12 protein-coding genes and 1 pseudogene are annotated in these 17077 nt (G+C 73.8%); 7 read left to right on the top strand and 6 right to left on the bottom strand.

Annotated features, from left to right (window positions below; translation table 11 throughout):
- Window positions 1–65: 65 nt before the first annotated feature.
- A complete protein-coding gene (locus tag BIV25_RS44595) occupies window positions 66–713 on the bottom strand; it encodes a PAS and helix-turn-helix domain-containing protein (RefSeq protein ID WP_071378324.1) in 648 nt (215 codons plus the stop codon).
- Between the two features lie 276 nt (window positions 714–989).
- On the opposite strand from BIV25_RS44595, the gene BIV25_RS44600 reads away from it, so the two are divergent.
- The 3 genes from BIV25_RS44600 to BIV25_RS44610 all read left to right on the top strand — a co-directional run bounded on the left by BIV25_RS44600 (window position 990) and on the right by BIV25_RS44610 (window position 6714).
- Window positions 990–4169 carry a cytochrome P450 gene (locus BIV25_RS44600; protein WP_071378325.1) on the top strand — a complete coding sequence of 1060 codons (3180 nt, stop codon included), beginning with the start codon at window positions 990–992 and terminating at the stop codon, window positions 4167–4169.
- Between the two features lie 241 nt (window positions 4170–4410).
- The gene (locus BIV25_RS44605; RefSeq protein ID WP_071378326.1) at window positions 4411–5700 is read left to right on the top strand and encodes an ROK family protein; all 1290 of its coding nucleotides are present in this window, start codon (window positions 4411–4413) and stop codon (window positions 5698–5700) included.
- A gap of 132 nt (window positions 5701–5832) precedes the next feature.
- Complete coding sequence (locus tag BIV25_RS44610) at window positions 5833–6714, top strand: alpha/beta fold hydrolase (protein WP_071378327.1); 882 nt, start codon at window positions 5833–5835, stop codon at window positions 6712–6714.
- A gap of 160 nt (window positions 6715–6874) precedes the next feature.
- Here the strand turns inward: BIV25_RS44610 and BIV25_RS44615 are convergent, their stop codons facing one another.
- Window positions 6875–7906: a PHP domain-containing protein gene (locus BIV25_RS44615; protein ID WP_071378328.1), complete on the bottom strand. Its 1032-nt coding sequence runs from the start codon at window positions 7904–7906 to the stop codon at window positions 6875–6877.
- Between the two features lie 126 nt (window positions 7907–8032).
- Here BIV25_RS44615 and BIV25_RS44620 point away from each other — a divergent pair, with 126 nt between their 5' ends.
- Window positions 8033–8278 (top strand): hypothetical protein, encoded by a 246-nt coding sequence (locus BIV25_RS44620; RefSeq protein WP_071378349.1) that lies wholly within the window; start codon window positions 8033–8035, stop codon window positions 8276–8278.
- 18 nt (window positions 8279–8296) lie between these two features.
- Here BIV25_RS44620 and BIV25_RS44625 read toward each other — a convergent pair.
- Window positions 8297–9145, bottom strand: a pseudogene (locus BIV25_RS44625) (family 16 glycosylhydrolase); the annotation flags it as partial.
- A gap of 258 nt (window positions 9146–9403) precedes the next feature.
- On the opposite strand from BIV25_RS44625, the gene BIV25_RS54130 reads away from it, so the two are divergent.
- Both BIV25_RS54130 and BIV25_RS44635 read left to right on the top strand, forming a co-directional pair.
- The gene (locus BIV25_RS54130; RefSeq protein ID WP_071378330.1) at window positions 9404–11887 is read left to right on the top strand and encodes a glycosyltransferase family 39 protein; all 2484 of its coding nucleotides are present in this window, start codon (window positions 9404–9406) and stop codon (window positions 11885–11887) included.
- A 42-nt stretch (window positions 11888–11929) separates the two neighbouring features.
- Window positions 11930–12874: a ribose-phosphate pyrophosphokinase gene (locus BIV25_RS44635; protein ID WP_071378331.1), complete on the top strand. Its 945-nt coding sequence runs from the start codon at window positions 11930–11932 to the stop codon at window positions 12872–12874.
- Between the two features lie 19 nt (window positions 12875–12893).
- Here BIV25_RS44635 and BIV25_RS44640 read toward each other — a convergent pair whose 3' ends face one another.
- Together BIV25_RS44640 and BIV25_RS44645 are read right to left on the bottom strand one after the other, a co-directional pair.
- Window positions 12894–13274, bottom strand: coding sequence for an anti-sigma factor antagonist (locus BIV25_RS44640; protein WP_079177294.1), 381 nt, complete (start codon window positions 13272–13274; stop codon window positions 12894–12896).
- A 156-nt stretch (window positions 13275–13430) separates the two neighbouring features.
- The gene (locus tag BIV25_RS44645) at window positions 13431–14381 is read right to left on the bottom strand and encodes an NADP-dependent oxidoreductase (protein WP_177235650.1); all 951 of its coding nucleotides are present in this window, start codon (window positions 14379–14381) and stop codon (window positions 13431–13433) included.
- A gap of 71 nt (window positions 14382–14452) precedes the next feature.
- Between BIV25_RS44645 and BIV25_RS44650 the strand changes: the two genes are divergently transcribed.
- Window positions 14453–15421 (top strand): GlxA family transcriptional regulator, encoded by a 969-nt coding sequence (locus BIV25_RS44650; RefSeq protein WP_071378334.1) that lies wholly within the window; start codon window positions 14453–14455, stop codon window positions 15419–15421.
- Window position 15422: 1 nt separating this feature from the next.
- Here the strand turns inward: BIV25_RS44650 and BIV25_RS44655 are convergent, their stop codons facing one another.
- Window positions 15423–17048: an amidohydrolase gene (locus BIV25_RS44655; RefSeq protein ID WP_071378335.1), complete on the bottom strand. Its 1626-nt coding sequence runs from the start codon at window positions 17046–17048 to the stop codon at window positions 15423–15425.
- Window positions 17049–17077: the final 29 nt, after the last annotated feature.

Here is a 17077-nt window from a genome sequence, read left to right on the forward strand (position 1 = left end):
TCGCGGGGTGCGGCAGCCGGAGATGGTCTGGCACACCCTGGCCCGCTTCGGCGCGCCGGAGGGTCCTAGTCCGTTTCCGGTGTCCCGCTCCGTGCCCGGGGTGGCCACACTCCTGGCCTGAGGACGCCGGACGCGTAGGCGCGGGCGACCAGTTCGGTGCGGTTCGCCGCGTTCCAGCGGGCCGACAGCCGACGCAGGTGGTAGGTGACGCCGTCCTTGCTGAGGCCCAGTTCGCGGGCGGCCTCGGCCGTGCTCGCGCCGCCCGCCAGCAGAGCCAGCACCCGCCCCTCCACCGGGGTGACCGGTGCCGGTTCGGGCTCGGGCGGCGCGCACTCTCCCTGGACCCGGAGCATCACCAGCAGCGCCGGGGTCTCGTCCACGGTGTCGCTCACCGGGTCCGCCGTCAGTTCCCCGAACCGCTCCGCCCCGCCGGGCGCGCGCCAGCGCACCGACACCTGGTAGCGGGAGCGGTGCCGCAGCCGCAGCGCCTCGGCGATCCGCTCCACCTGCCCGGCCTCCTGCGGCCGGAACAGCTCCAGCACGTCCCGGCCACGCAGCCGCCCCGGCGTCGTACCGCACTCCGCCGCCATCGCGGGATTCGCCAGCACCACCTGGCCGTACACGTCGCACACCGCGACCGGCACCGACACCCGGTCGAAGACCAGCAGGGCCCGGTTGCGCCAGACCACCGCGTCGGCCCGCCCCAGGTCCATGTCCACCTCCCGATGCGCCGAGCCGTCCCTCCCGGTCCGTGCTCGTCGGTCCACGCTCGTCGATCGCCGCTGGTCGATTCCTGCTCATCCAAGACGAGAATCCAGGCCAGCGGCAAACCGCACGCCTCCCGGAGGCCGGCGCAAGCCCCGCAACCGAGTTTTGACTGCGCGATCGTGTAGTGCCACGGCGCTGGCACGTGCCACCGGTCGCTCACGCTGGATCCAGTGCTCGGTTACCGCGAGTACTCCGTTACGGCGAAAGGCAGTTGTCGCGTCATGCCCCCCACCGCACCGCACCCCGACCCGGCCGCGGCCCTGCCCGGCATCCCCGTCGTCGACATCACCGCCACCGGCCCCGGCCACACCCCGATCCAGCAGGTCATGGAGCTGATGCGGGCCCACGGCCCGGTGCTGGTGCGCCGGCTGCACGGCCGCGACGTGATGTTCGTCGCCGACGCCGACCTCGTCGCGGACCTCGCCGACGAGGACCGGTTCGCCAAGCACATCGGCCCCGCCCTGGAGAACGTGCGCGAGTTCGCCGCCGACGGCCTGTTCACGGCGTACAACGACGAGCCCAACTGGGCCAAGGCGCACGACATCCTGATGCCCGCCTTCGCGCTCGGCTCGATGCGCACCTACCACCCGGTCATGCTCAAGGTGGCCCGCCGGCTCATCGGCTCCTGGGACCGCGCGGCCGGTGACGGCCGGGCCGTGAACGTGCCCGACGACATGACCCGCATGACCCTCGACACCATCGGACTGGCCGGGTTCGACTACGACTTCGGCTCCTTCGAGCGCGACGAGCCGCACCCCTTCGTGGAGTCCATGGTCCGCTGCCTGGAGTGGAGCATGACCCGGCTCGCCCGCACCCCCGGCGAGGACCACTCCGCCCTCGACGCGGCCTTCCGGGCCGACGCCGGCTATCTGGCCCAGATCGTGGACGACGTGATCACCTCCCGCGCCGGCACCGACCAGAGCGGCGCCGAGGACCTCCTCGGCCTGATGCTGAGCGCCCCGCACCCCGCCGACGGCACCACCCTGGACCCGGCCAACATCCGCAACCAGGTCATCACCTTCCTCATCGCCGGCCACGAGACGACCTCCGGCGCGATGTCCTTCGCCCTGTACTACCTGGCCAAGAACCCGGCCGTGCTCCGCCTGGTGCAGCGCGAGGCCGACGCGTTGTGGGGCGACGACGCCGACCCGGAGCCGACGTACGACGAGATCGGCCGGCTCACTTACACCCGCCAGGTACTCAACGAGGCCCTGCGGCTGTGGCCGACGGCCGCCGCCTTCAGCCGCCGGGCCCGCGAGGACACCCTGCTGGGCGGCCGGATCCCGCTGCGCGCCGGACAGGCCGTCACCGTCATGGCCCCGATGCTGCACCGGCAGCCGGTGTGGGGCGACAACCCCGAGCACTTCGACCCCGAGCGGTTCACCGCCGAGGCGGAGGCGGCCCGCCCGGTGCACGCCTTCAAGCCCTTCGGCACCGGTGAACGCGCCTGCATCGGGCGGCAGTTCGCGCTGCACGAGGCCACCATGCTGCTCGCCATGCTGGTCCACCGCTACCGGCTGCACGACCACGCCGACTATCAGCTGCACGTCAAGGAGACCCTCACCCTCAAGCCCGAGGACTTCACCCTCACGCTGACCCCGCGCACCGCCGCCGACCGCGTCCACGCCCCGCTGCCCGGCGCCGCACGCCCGCAGGAGGACGCCGCACGGACCCCGGACACGCTGCCGGCCCGCGTCCGCCCCGGCACCGCCGCCCTGTTCCTGCACGGCAGCAACTACGGCACCTGCCGCGCCTTCGCCGCGCAGCTCGCCGACGAGGCCGCCGCCGTCGGCTGCGCCACCGAGGTCGCCGCCCTGGACGCGTACGCCGACGGGCTGCCCACCGACCGGCCCGTCGTCATCACCGCCGCCTCCTACAACGGCCGCCCCACCGACGACGCGACCGCCTTCGCCGCCCGGCTGGACGCCGCTTGCGACCTGACCGGCGTCACCTACGCCGTCCTCGGCGTCGGCGACCGCAACTGGGCCGCCACCTACCAGCACTTCCCCACCCGCGTCGACGCCCGCCTCGCCGAGCTCGGCGCGACGCGGCTGACCGAGCGCGCCGCCGCCGACGCCTCCGGCGATCTGACGGGCGCCGTACGGGAGTTCACCGCCCGGCTGCGCACCGCCCTGCTCACCGAGTACGGCGACCCCGACGCCGCGCCGGGAACCACGGACGAGCCCGCCCACGCCTACGAGGTCCGCACCCTGGCCGGCGGCCCGCTGGACGCCCTCGCCGAGCGGCACGAGCTGGTCCCGATGACGGTGACCGAGGCCCACGACCTGACCGCGCCCGGCTACCCGCGCACCAAGCGGTTCCTGCGCATCGCCCTGCCCGAGGGCGTCACCTACCGCACCGCCGACCACCTCACCGTGCTCCCGGCCAACGCGCCGGAGCCGGTGGACCGCGCGCTCGCCGCGTTCGGCCTCGACGCCGACGCCGTCCTGGACATCCGGGCCACCCGCCCGCGCCGCGACGGCCTCGCCGTCGACCGTCCGCTGACGGTACGTCAACTGCTGACGCACCACGTGGAGTTGCAGGAGCGTCCGACCGCCCGGCAGCGGGCCCTGCTCGCCGAGGCCAACCCCTGCCCGCCCGAGCGAGCCGCCCTCGCCGCGCTCGGCGACGACGACCCGCGCACCCTGCTGGAACTCGTCGAGGACCACCCCGCCCTGCGCGGCGCCCTCGGCTGGCCGCTCCTGCTCGACCTGCTGACCCCGCTCACGCCGCGCCACTACTCGGTCTCCTCCTCCCCGGCGTCGGACGCGCGCCACGTCGACCTCATGGTCTCGGTGCTCGACGCCCCCGCCCGCTCGGGCCGCGGCCGCTACCGGGGCACCGGCTCGGGCCACCTCGCCGCCCTGAAGCCCGGCGACACCGTGTACGCCCGGGTCCAGCCCTGCCGCGAGGTCTTCCGGATCGACGGCTCGGCGCCGGTCGTCATGATCGCCGCCGGCACCGGCCTCGCCCCGTTCCGCGGCGCCGTCGCCGACCGTGCCGCCGCCTGCGCCGCGGGCGCCGAACTCCCGCCCGCGCTGCTGTACTTCGGCTGCGACGCCCCCGACGCCGACTACCTGCACGCGGACGAGCTGGCCGCCGCCGAGGCCGCCGGTGCCGTCTCGCTGCGCCCTGCCTTCAGCGCGGCGCCCGAGAACGGCGCCCTGTTCGTCCAGCACCGCATCGCCGCCGAGGCCGACGAGGTCTGGGACCTGCTCGCCGCGGGCGCCCGGGTGTACGTGTGCGGCGACGGCTCCCGCATGGCCCCCGGCGTGCGCGAGGCGTTCCGTACCCTGTACCGGGAACGCCACCACGGCACCGACGGGTCCGCAGCCGACGACTGGCTGAACTCGCTGGTGGCGGACGGGCGTTACGTGGAGGACGTGTACGCGGCGGGCTGAGCCGCGGAGGAGGGGCGCGCGGTGGGGGACGCGGCGGCGGCAGCGGGCTCGATGGTGCCCCGGTCCGCGGCCGGCTTCCGCCGCACCCCATGGCCGCGCCGGACGAGATCACCCGGCCCCCGGGGCGCGCACAACGGAGCCGCTCTTAGCTCACAGCATGAACTAAGATGGCGGGAAAGTCGCGTTCCGGCTGCCCGAAGGAGTATGTTGCAGGTCGGGCAGGGTTTGTGAAGGGAGCGGCATGGCGGGGCGGAACGGGCGCACGGTACGCGACCTCAGGCGGGGCAACCGCACGGCCGTGTTGCAGAAACTGTACTTCGACGGCCCGCTCAGCCGGTTCGAGCTGGGCCCGGCGACCGGCCTGAGCTCCGGCTCGGTGAGCAACGTCGTCGCGGACCTGGTCGCCGACGGGCTGGTCGAGGAGGCGGGCAGCGTCGACTCCGACGGCGGCCGGCCGCGCACCCTGCTGCGCGTCAGCCCGCACAGCGGACAGATGATCGGCGTCGACGTCGGCGAGACCCGGGTCCGCGTCGAGCTGTTCGACCTGGCCCTGACCGAACTCGCGCGCACGGAACGCCCGTTGACGCCGCAGGGGTACGACGCCGAGGTGATCGCCGGTCACATCCGCGACGGCATCGCCGAGGTACTCGGCGCCGCACAGGCCGTTCCCGAGCGGCTGCTCGGCGTCGGTGTCGGGGTCCCCGGCATCGTCGAGCACACCCCGGACCGGGGCGCCGTCGTGCACGGCCAGACCATCGGCTGGGACGCCGTACCGCTGGAGCGGCTGCTCCGCTCGGCCTCCCGGCTCCCGGACGGGATCCCGTACTTCATCGACAACGGCGCCAAGACCCTGGGCCAGGCCGAGATGTGGTTCGGCGCCGGACGCGGGGCCCGCAACGCCGTCGTCGTCCTCTTCGGCTCCGGCGTCGGCGCCTGCCTCGTCACGCCGGAGGTGGAGCACGGGCGTGCCGTCGAGTGGGGTCATCTGACGGTCCGGGTGCGCGGGCGCCGCTGCCGGTGCGGTGCGCCCGGCTGCCTGGAGGCCTACGCGGGCGCCGAGTCGCTGCTCGCCCGCTGGCGCGAGGAGGGCGGCCGGCCGCCCGAGCGTGCCGACGAGGAGACCGCGCTCACCGCGATGCTCGTCGCCGCCTATCCGCCCGAGGGCACCGCGCCCGACCCGGTGGCCCTCGCCGTCCTGGAGGAGGCCGCCGAGTACCTCGGCGCGGGCCTGTCCGACCTGATCAACCTCTTCCAGCCCGAGCGGATCATCGTCGGCGGCTGGGCCGGGCTCCAGCTCGGCACCCGCTTCCTGCCCGCCGTACGCCGGCACGCGGCGACGTACGCGCTGCGCCACCCGGCCGACCGGGTCACCATCGACCTCGGCCGGCTCGGCCCCGACGCGGTCACCGTCGGCGCCGCGATCCTCCCCCTGGCCGACTTCTTCGCGAGCGGCGGCCGCCGTCCCGAACCCCTCGCCGAGGACCGCCTGCCGGCCTGGCGCGCCGCCCTGCGCGAGCGCGCCCCGCGCTGAGCGGCGCCGCGGCCGGCCCGAGGGGGATGACGTCGCGGGTAATCGACCCGCGCGGGGGAACCGGGGAGCATCGGTGATGTCAGGGCGACCGAGCGGGGTCGCACCTGGTCCAGACAGCCGAGGAGGCACCCCATGCCGTACTTCGACAGCCCCGTCGACGGAACCCGACTGCACTACACCGACCACGGCCCCGCGGCCGGCCCCGTGGCCGTCTTCGTCGCCAGCGCCTACCTCGGCCACGAGATGTGGGAGTACCAGACCCTGCCGCTCGCGGAGGCCGGATTCCGCTGCGTGGCCCTGGACCGCCGCGGCCACGGACGCTCCGACGACACCTGGTCCGGCTACGACCTCGACACCCTCGCCGACGACCTGTACGGCCTGCTCGACCACCTCGACCTCGACGAGGTCACCCTGGTCGGGCACTCCGTCGGCACCGCCGAGGTGGTCCGCTGTGTGACCCGGCACGGCACCGCCCGCGTGCACCGCGTCGCCCTCGTCGCCGGCGTCTGCCCCGGGATCGCCCGCTGCCCGAACCTCCCCGAGGGCGTCGCCCCCGAGGACATCCGCGCCGACGAGGAACTGTTCCGGCGCGACCGGCCCGCCTACTACACCCTCCTCGCGGACGACTTCTTCGCCGTCCGGTTCCCCGAGAACGCCGTCTCCCCGGCCTACGTCCGTCACGTGATCGACCTCTGTCTGACCGCCGGGCCGCGCGCCTCGACCGGGGTCCGGGCGGTGGTCGCCGACCTGGACATCGCCGACGAGCTGCCCGGCCTCGACCTTCCGGTGCTGGTCGTGCACGGCACCCACGACGCCTCCGCGCCGCTGGCCCTCACCGGCGAGCGTGCGGCCCGGCTGGTGCCGGACGGCACCCTGAAGGTGTACGACCGGGCCGGTCACGGCCTGTTCGCCACACACGCGGACCGGCTCACAGCCGACCTGCGGGAATTCATCGAGGCGGGGGCCGTACGGCGGACCGCCGAACTCGCCGGGGCGGGCGCCGGCGCACGGTGACACGGGTCACGTGCAGCTCCGGAACACCCGGGGATGGTTGCCCGTTGAACCAAATGTGGGTACGGCGGAGTCCTCCGCCGGGAGGCGACCGCCCTCCGAGCCCACCGCCCGACCGCCCCGGTCGTGATTCCCCCGTCACGGCCGGGGCTTTCCACGTCGCTCAGGCCCGCGCCGGGATCCGGCCCTCACGGGTCCAGGCCAGCAGTTCGTCGGCCGACCAGGTGGTGACCACCCGTTCGGCCCGCACCCCGCACTCCTCGGCCCGTGCGCACCCGAGGATCTGCCAGTCCAGCTGGCCCGGCGCGTGCGCGTCGGTGTCGACCGAGAACAGCACTCCCGCCGCCACGGCCCGGCGCAGCAGCCGGCGCGGCGGGTCCAGCCGCTCGGGCCGGCTGTTGATCTCCACCGCCGTACCGGACTCGGCACAGGCGGCGAACACCGCGTCCGCGTCGAACTCCGACTCCGGCCGTCCCCGCCCCGTGACCAGGCGGCCGGTGCAGTGCCCGAGGACGTCCGTGTGCGGATCGCGTACGGCGGCCACCATCCGCCGGGTCATCGAGCGGGCGTCCATCCGCAGCCTGGAGTGCACGGACACCACGACCACGTCCAGCAGCCGCAGCAGCTCCGGCTCCTGGTCCAGCGAGCCGTCGTCGAGGATGTCGCACTCGATGCCGGTGAGCAGCCGGAACGGCGCCCAGTGCGCGTTCAGCCCCGCCACCACGTCCAGCTGCTCGCGCAGCCGCTGCGGCGACAGGCCCCGGGCCACGGTCAGCCGGGGGGAGTGGTCGGTCAGCGCCGTCCATTCATGGCCGAGCGCGGCCGCCGTCCGCCCCATCTCCTCGATCGGGCTGCCGCCGTCGGACCAGTCCGAGTGGGTGTGACAGTCCCCCCGGATCAGCGCCCGCAGCCCGGCCCCGGCGCCCTGCGCGTGCACGCCCCCGCCGTCCTCCTCCAGCCCGCGCAGATACCCGGGCACCTGGCCGGCCAGCGCCTCCCGCACCACCTGCGCGGTCTTCGGCCCGACCCCCTTCAGCGCCTCCAGCGTCCCCGCTGCCGTCCGCTCGGCGACCTCGCCCTCGGGCAGCGCCGCCAGCGTCCGGGCGGCCGTACGGAAGGCCTTCACCCGATAGGCGGGTGCGAGCGACCGCTCCAGGAGGAAGGCGATCCGCTCCAGCGCGGCGACGGGTTCCACGCGACCAAGACTGCCTCGGACGCGCCGAAGGGGCGCGCGGAGCGGCGCGACCGGCCGTCTGCGGTCGGTCGCGGGCGAAATCGCTCCGGATCACCCCGGACCCGGATGCGTTCTACGCTGATGTGCATGACCGAACAAGCAGCTCCCCACATCTCCCATCCGCGGGTCCTGGTGCTCGGGGTGTGCCCGGGCAAGCCGGGTGAGCCGCCCTTCCGGATCATGGAGATCGACGGTCAGGTGATCGGTGCGGTCCGCAACGTCACCGACGTACTGGAGACCGCCGCGTCGCACGGCATCACCATCCACGACATGGACGATCCCGACGCGGTCCGCTGGGTCGGCGGGGACAAGTACACCTGGTCACTGCACTGAGTCCGGCGCGGCTCAGCCGTTGCTCGTCGTCACCGACACCGAGTCCACCACCAGCTGCTGCGGGAACTGCGTGGAGCCGTCGGGGTCGCCGGGCCAGTAGCCGCCGACGGCCAGGTTCAGGATCAGGAAGAAGGGCTTGTTGTTGAACACCCAGGTCTTTCCGCCGAGGTCGGCCGGGGTGCGCCGCTCGTAGACGGTCCCGTCCACCGACCAGGTGATGGAGTCCGGCGCCCAGTCGACGGCGAAGGTGTGGAAGCCGTCCGCGAAGGCCTGCCCGTTCGGCAGCGAGTACGCCGCGCCGATGCCGCCGGAGCCGGAGTAGCCGGGGCCGTGGATGGTGCCGTGCACGGTCGAGGGCTCGAAGCCGACGTTCTCCATCACGTCGATCTCGCCCGAGTCCGGCCAGTTGACCGGCGTGCCGAGCATCCAGAAGGCCGGCCACATGCCCTGCCCGCGCGGGATCTTCATGCGCGCCTCGACATGCCCGTACTGGGCGTTGAACTTGCCGGCCGTGTTCAGCCGGGCCGAGGTGTACTGGCAGGTGCCGTACCAGCACTGGTAGCCGGCCGGGTTCTCCTTGCGGGCCGTGATGACCAGGTGCCCCTGGCCGTCCAGGGCCGCGTTGTCCGTGCCGGACGTGTAGTACTCCCGCTCGTGGTTGTTGACGTTGTCGCCGGTCTCCAGCGTCCATTTCGAGGAGTCGACCGCGGCGCCCGCGGGCCCGTCGAAGGTGTCGGAGAAGGTGTTGACGGCTGCCGCGTGCGGGGCGGCGGCCTGGGCCCGTGCCGGGCCGGCGGCGGCGGTGCCGACCAGGGCGGCGGACAGGGCGGCGAAGAGGCAACTGCGGAGCAGGCGTGGGGAAGCCATGACTCTCCGTTCACTGTGGGGGGTGTGAGTCGCTCCTTGATTTAAGAGGTGAGATAAGTGGCCGTCAACACTCCGGTACGGACCTGTTTCTGACGGTTCGTCAGATGAAAATGCGTTACCTCGTCGGTAAGGAATTCACTTGACCGGCGTAATTGCGATGTCATGCGGTTAAAGAACAACCCTTGGCGCGGTGAGAGTTTCCTTGAAAAGGGCCCGCATCGGCGCTGTGGGCGCACGGCGTGCCGAAGACTGCTGTGCATGGCCATGAACGTCCTCGACGCAGCCGCCCCCACCGGTGCCGATCGCCGCCAGCTTTGGCGATCACCGCAGGGCGAGCCCGCGTACGCACGTCCTGTACTGCTGATTCTCGTCGTGCTCGCCGCCGTGCTGTACGCCTGGGGCATCGACCGCAGCGAGTACCACACGTTCTACGCGAGTGCCGCCCGCAGCATGACGGAGAGCTGGAAGGCGTTCTTCTACGGCTCTTTCGATCCCGGTAATTCCATCACTCTCGACAAATTGCCGGGATTCCTTTGGCCACAGGCGTTGTCCGCGCGGCTCTTCGGATTCCATCCCTGGGCGCTGACCCTGCCCCAGGTCCTGGAGGGCGTGGCGAGCCTGCTGGTGCTGCACCGCATCGTGCGCCGGTGGGCCGGAGTGCACGCGGCGCTGATCGCCGGCGCGGCGTTCCTGGTGACTCCCGTCGCGGTCGGGCTGTTCCGCACCGCGGTCGAGGACCCGATGTTCACGCTGTGCCTGCTGCTGGCCGCCGAGGCCACCCAGCGGGCCGCCCAGGCCGGCCGGCTGCGCCCGCTGGTCCTGGCCGGGGTCTGGGTCGGCGTCGGTTTCCAGGCCAAGATGCTGGAGTCGTGGGCCGTCCTGCCCGCGCTCGCCCTCGTCTACCTGATCTCGGCACCGCTCACACTGCGCCGCCGGCTGGCCCACCTCGGCATCTCCGCCGTGGTGATGACCGCGGTGTCGGCGTCGTGGATGCTCGCCGTCACCCTCACTCCGGCCCAGGACCGGCCCTATGTGGACGGCACCACCAACAACTCCGCGTTCAGCATGGTCGTCGGCTACAACTTCCTGACCCGCTTCTCCTCGCTCGGCATCAGCGCGGCCTCGACGGGCAGCATCAGCTCGACCCAGGGCGGCGGAGGCGGCGGCCACGCCCGCACCGGGCAGGGCCCCGGCCAGGCGGCGGGCCGGGGAACCGGGTCGGGAACCGGCCCGGCGACGGGCGCGGGCACCGGTACGGGTACGGGAGCGTTCGGCGGTGCCGGCCACCGTGCGTACAGCGGCGACCGAGCCTTCGGCGGTGACCGCGCGCCCGGCGGTTCCGGCGCCTTCGGCGCACGGGGTGCGCAGGGCTCCGGGACGGCCGGGAACGCGGGCGGACCCACGGGCGCAGGCATGGCCGCCGCACGGGCAGGTGGCGGCGGTGGCGGCTTCGGCGGTGACCAGAACGGCTGGTCGAAGATGTTCGGCACGTCGCTCGCCTCCCAGACCGGCTGGTTCTACCCGATCGCCGCCATCGCCGCGGTGTGCGGACTGCTGTGGTCCCGGGGACGGCCCCGCACCGACCGACTGCGCGCCGGGTACGTCCTGTGGAGCACCTGGCTCGCCCTTTACTTCCTGGTCTTCAGCGCCGGCAGCGTCGCCGGGCACACGTACTACATGGGCGTGATCGCCGTACCGCTCGCCGCGCTCACCGGCGCCGGGACCGTGCTGATGTGGCGCGCCTACCGGGCCGGCGGCGCCCGCGCCTGGGCCCTGCCGGGAGCGGTGGCGGCGACGGCGGCCTGGGCCGCGTATCTCGCCGGGCAGTTCACGTCCTTCGCGCCGTGGCTGGCGCCCGCCGTGGGCGTGCTCGCCGTCGCCGGCCTGGTGCTGCTCTTCCTGGCCCGTCCGGGCGGGCAGCGGGCCGGCGGCCGGTTCGCGCTCGCCGGGCTCGCCGCCGCGCTGGCCGCCCTGCTCATCGCCCCGAGCGCCTGGGCGGTGCAGGTCTTCGCCCCGTCGTACCGCACCAACACCATGGGTGCGGTCGGCCCGTCCGCCTCCGGGCGCGGCTTCGGCGGGACGCGGCCCGGGAGCGGACGGCTCGGACAGACGGCCTGGGCCGGCGGCGCCGCCTTCGGGCGGGCGAGCCGGGGCGGCACGCGCGGCATGACCAGGACCGGGGCCGGCGGCGGCATGGGCGGTACGGGCGGTGCGGGCGGTTTCGGCGGCGCCTCCGGGACCGGCGCGCTGACCGCGACGCAGCGGCAACTGCTCGACTACACCCGCGCCCACCAGGGCTCCGCGGCCTACCTGTTCGCCACCACCAGCTGGAGCACGGCATCGCCGTACATCCTGGCGGCCGGCGCCCACGTGCTGCCGGTCGGCGGCTTCAGCGGCCGCGTGCCGTTCCCGACCGAGGGGCAGTTCCAGCAACTCGTCGAGAGCGGCAAGGTGCAGTACGTGCTGCTCGGCGGCGGCCGGGGCATGGGCGCCGTGTTCGGGGGCGCCGGGCAGGCGGCCACCGGTGAGCGGACGGCTGACGGCGCAGCGAAGCAGGCCGCGCCGGCCGCCGGACAGACGGCCGCCACGCAGATCACCGCCTGGGTGCAGGCCACCTGCACCGAGGTCCCGGCCTCGGCCTACGGCGCCGCGGACTCCGCCGCCGCGGCGCCGTCCGCGGCGGGGCGCATCGGGGCGACGGCCACCGCGCAGACGCTCTACCGGTGCGGGCGGGGCCAGTAGCATGAGCCCGGCAGCCGGTGCCGATCAGGCGAGGAGCGGATCGTGCGGGACATCTCCGTCTTCAGCGGCAGTGCTCATCCCGGACTTGCCCGGGAGGTCTGCGCCCACCTCGGAGTGCCGCTCAGCCCGACCCGGGTCAGCCGGTTCGCCAACGACTGCCTGGAGGTGCAGCTCCAGGCCAACTGCCGGGAGCGGGACGTCTTCCTGATCCAGCCGCTGGTCCGGCCGGTGCAGGAGCACCTGGTGGAGCTGCTGCTGATGTGCGACGCCGCCCGGGGCGCCTCGGCGGCCCGGATCACGGTCGTCATGCCGCACTACTCCTACGCCCGCTCTGACAAGAAGGACGCGCCGCGCATCTCGCTGGGCGGGCGTCTGGTCGCCGACCTGCTGGTCGCGGCCGGCGCCAGCCGGGTGCTCGCCATGACCCTGCACGCCCCGCAGGTGCACGGCTTCTTCTCGGTGCCGGTGGACCATCTGCACGCGCTGCGCGAACTGGCCGCGCACTTCAGGCAGTACGACCTGACGCGCACCACGGTCGTCTCGCCCGACCTCGGCAACGCCAAGCAGGCCGCCGCCTTCGCCCGGCTGATCGGGGCGCAGGTGGCGGCCGGCGCCAAACAGCGCTACGCCGACGACCGGGTGAGCATCAGCTCGGTCATCGGCGACGTCAGCGGCCGCGATGTCATCGTGCTGGACGACGAGATCGCCAAGGGCAGCACCGTGCTCGAACTCCTCGACAGACTCCGCGAGTCGGGGCCTCGCTCGATCCGGGTGGCGTGCACGCACGGGGTGTTCGCGGGCGGCGCCGTCAAACGGCTGAGCGAGCAGCCGGACGTCCTGGAGATCGTCTGCACCAACACCGTTCCGGTGCCGGAGGACGAACACACCGGAAAACTCCGGGTGTTGTCCATCGCCCCCGCCCTGGCCGAGGCGGTACGGCGCATTCACAACGGTGAATCGGTGAGCGCCCTGTTCGAGCACGCGTAGCGCGCGGGGCAGCTGCCGGTCACAGCGACCCGGACGCGGCTCCGGGCCGGGCCAGGGCCGCGTCCAGGCTCGGATACGCGGGCAGCAACCGGGACAGCCCGGTGGCCTCCAGGACCCGCAGGGTCAGCGGCTGCGCGCACACCAGGTACAGCTGCCCGCCGCTGTCCAGCACCCGGGTGCGGGCCCGGTGCAGCAGCCGCAGCCCCGAGCAGTCGAAGAACTCCACCGGGCCCAGGTCGATCACGACCCGGGCGCCGGGCCGGCCGGTGAACCGGTCCAGCAGCGGGCCGATCTCCGTCGCCGAGACGAGGTCGATCTCGCCCCGCAGCTCCAGCACCGTGTGCGCCCGGTGCTCGTAGACGCGCAGATGGCGGTGGAAGGGTGCGCGCTCGTCCCGCACGACCGTCTCACCTCCCACCGCGCCCGGCCGCTCCGGGTCAGTCCCCGACCGTCAAGTTACCCTCCGCGGGAGGAATTTGAGCATGTTCGATTGACATATGTCGACGGGTTTCGGGGCCTGGCGACCGGATGTCCGGGGAACGCCCGGTGCTCGTCCTCAGCCGGCCAGCAGCACCAGCTTCCCCGTCGTCCGGCCGGTCTCGCCCAGGGCGTGCGCCTTCGCCGCGTCGGCCAGCGGGAACGTCCCGGCGATCGTCGCCGCCAGCTTCCCCGCGGCCGCCAGCTCCGCGATCGCCTCCATCCCGGCGCGGTCGGCGTCCACCAGCATGCGCACGGCCCGTACGCCGAGCCGCTCGGCCTCGTCGTCGAGCTCCCGGGAGCCCACGGGCAGGATCGACACCAGGACTCCGCCCGGCCGCAGCGTCCGCAGCGAGGCGACGGAGGTGTCCCCGCCGAGGGTGTCCAGGACGACGTCGACGTCCCGCACGGCCTCGGTGACATCGGTCGTGCGGTAGTCGACCGGCTCGTCCACGCCGATCTCGCGCAGGAAGTCGTGCTTGCCCGCGCTCGCCGTCCCGATCACGTACGCGCCCCGCGCCTTGGCGATCTGCACGGCCACGTGCCCGACCCCGCCGGCCGCCGCGTGGATCAGCACGCGCTGCCCGGGCCGGACGTCCGCGTGCTCGGTCAGCGCCTGCCAGGCGGTCAGGGACACCAGCGGCAGTGCGCCCGCCTGTACGTGGTCGAGGGAGGCCGGCTTGCGCGTGAGGGCACGCACCGGCGCGAGCACGTACTCGGCGTGCGAGCCGGCGCCGTAGGGGTAGGGCAGCATGCCGAAGACCTCGTCGCCCGGCGCGAAGGCGGCGACGCCGATCCCGGTCTCGGCGACCTCGCCGGACACGTCCCAGCCCAGTACGAAGGGCGGTTCGCCCAGGAAGACGCCGAGGGCCCGGTGCTTCCAGTCGGTGGGGTTGACCCCGGCGGCCCGCACCCGGACCAGCACCTGGTTCGGCCCCGGCGTCGGCCGCTCCAGCTCCACTTCCCGCAGTACCTCGGGACCGCCGAGGACGTCCTGGCTGATGGCTCGCATCGTGTTCACATCGCTCATGGTCACCCAGCCTGCCCGGGTTCACGCGGCCGGGAAATGGCATGATGGTCACCTTTCGATAGGATCCTGCCATGCCTGATGTACCGCTGCGTCCCCGGCGCCCCGAGCGGGTGGCCGTGCTGGCCCTGGACGGTGTCTACCCCTTCGAGCTGGGCATCCCCAGCCGCATCCTCGGCGCCGCCGACGGCCACTACGAGGTGCTGACCTGCTCGGTCGACGGCCGGCCGGTGCGCAGCAGCGCCGACTTCACGATCGGCGTCCAGCACGGACCCGAGATCCTGGACACGGCGGACACGGTGGTCGTCACCTCGATGCCCCCGGCGTACATCCCCGACGAACTGCCCGCCGAGGTCGCCGCCGCCCTCGCCCGTATCCGCCCGGACGCCCGGATCGTCTCGATCTGCACGGCGGCGTTCGTCCTCGCCGAGGCCGGCCTGCTCGACGGCCGCAGCGCCACCACCCACTGGCACATGACGGAGCCGTTCCGGCGCCGCTTCCCGCAGGTCGACCTCGACCCGGACGTCCTCTTCGTCGCCGACGGCCGCATCCTCACCTCGGCCGGCGCCGCCGCCGGGGTCGACGTCTGCCTGCACATGGTGCGCACCGACCACGGCAGCGAGCTGGCCAACTTCGTCGCCCGCTGCTGTGTCGTCCCGCCGTTCCGGGACGGCGGCCAGGCCCAGTACATCGAGCAGCCCGTCCCGGAGCGCGGCGCGGCGAGCACGGCCGGGACCCGCCTGTGGGCCCTGGAGCGCCTCGGCGAGCCGCTCACCCTGACCGACCTCGCCGGCCACGCCCGGATGAGCCTGCGCACCTTCGCCCGCCGCTTCCACGACGAGGTCGGCCTCAGCCCCGGCCGCTGGCTGATCCAGCAGCGCGTCGCCCGCGCCCGCCGTCTCCTGGAAGCCGGCGACCTGCCGGTGGACCGGATCGCCGCCGAGGTCGGCTTCGCCACCGGCGCCTCGCTGCGCCGGCACCTGCACGCGGCGATCGGGGTGTCCCCGCAGGCCTACCGCCGGACGTTCCAGCAGGCCCGCTGAATCACGGTGCGCCGTACACCCGCTCCCCGCCCACGTAGGTGAGCGCCACGGCCGTCTCCGCGATCGCCTCCGGCGGACCGGCGAACGGGTCCCGGTCGAGCACCACCAGGTCGGCGAGCGCCCCGACGGCCACCCGGCCGGTGTCGTCCAGGTGGTTCACGTACGCCGACCCGGCCGTGTACGCGGTCAGCGCGTCCGCGAGGCTCAGCCGCTCCCCGGGCAGGAACACCGGTCCGCCGCCGCCCGGTTCGACCCGGTTCACCGCGACATGGACGCCCTGGAGCGGATCGGGGCTGCTCACCGGCCAGTCGCTGCCCGCCGCGAGCCGCGCCCCGGACCGCAGCAGCGCCCCGAACGGGTACTGCCAACAGGCCCGTTCGGGCCCGAGGAAGGGGATCGTCAGATCGTCCATCTGCGGCTCGTGCGCGGCCCACAGCGGCTGGATGTTCGCGGTGGCGCCGAGCCCGGCGAACCGCGGTACGTCGTCCGGGTGCACGACCTGGAGGTGGGCGAGGTGCGGCCGGGTGTCGCCCGGCCCGTTCGCGGCGCGTGCCGCCTCGACGGCGTCCAGCGCGTCCCGTACGGCCCGGTCGCCGAGCGCGTGGAAGTGGCACTGGAAGCCGAGGGCGTCCAACTCGGTCACGTACGCGGGGAGTCGGTCCGGGTCGACGAAGTTCTTGCCCCGGTTGGCGGTCGCGCACCCGCACCGGTCCAGATAGGGGTCGAGCAGCGCGGCCGTACCGTTCTCGGCGACCCCGTCCAGCATCAGCTTCACGGTGCCCGCCCGGAACCGACCGTGGCTCAACTCCCGGCGCTTGTCCACCAGTTCGGGAATCTGCTCGGCGCCGCGTTCCCGGTCCCACCACAGGGCGCCTCGCACCCGCGCCGTGAGGGAACCGTCCCGCGCCGCGGCGAGGTACGCCCCGGCCGGGTCGTCCATGCCGAGGAAGTCGCCGACCAGCGCGTCCTGCCAGGCGGTGATGCCGAGCGCGTGCAGATGCCGCTGGGCGCGCAGCAGCGCGGACAGCCGGTCGGCGGGCGTCGCGGGCGGGGTCAGCCGGCCGACCAGCTGCATCGCCCCCTCCTGGAGGGTGCCGCTCGGCTCGCCGGAGGCGTCCCGCTCGATCCGTCCGTCGGCCGGGTCGGGGGTGTGCCGGTCGATGCCGGCCAGCTGAAGCGCCCGGCTGTTGACCCAGGCGCCGTGATGGTCCCGGTTGGGCAGGTACACCGGCCGGTCCGGTACGACCGCGTCGAGCAGCTCCTTGGCCGGCGTACCGCCCGCGAACGCCTCCATCGACCAGCCGCCGCCGAGGATCCACGTCCGGTCGGGACGGCCGTCCGCGTAGGCGCGTACGGCGGCCACGGACTCCTCGGCCGTCCTCGCCCCCGTCAGATCGCACTGGGCCAGCTCCAGTCCGGCCGGCACCGGATGGACGTGCGCGTCCTGGAAGCCGGGCAGCAGCAGCCGTCCGGCGAGGTCCACCACCTCGGTGCGCGGCCCGGCGAGGTCGCGCACCTCGTCGTGCCCGACGGCGGTGATCCGGCCACCGGTGACGGCCACGGCGCTCGCCGTGCGGCCCTCGGGGGTGAACACGGGGCCGCCGGTGAAGAGAAGATCAGCGTGCATGATGCCTTTCCCTGAAATCACGTGCTCGA

Source organism: Streptomyces sp. MUSC 14 (assembly GCF_001866675.1).
Taxonomy (GTDB): Bacteria; Actinomycetota; Actinomycetes; order Streptomycetales; family Streptomycetaceae; genus Streptomyces.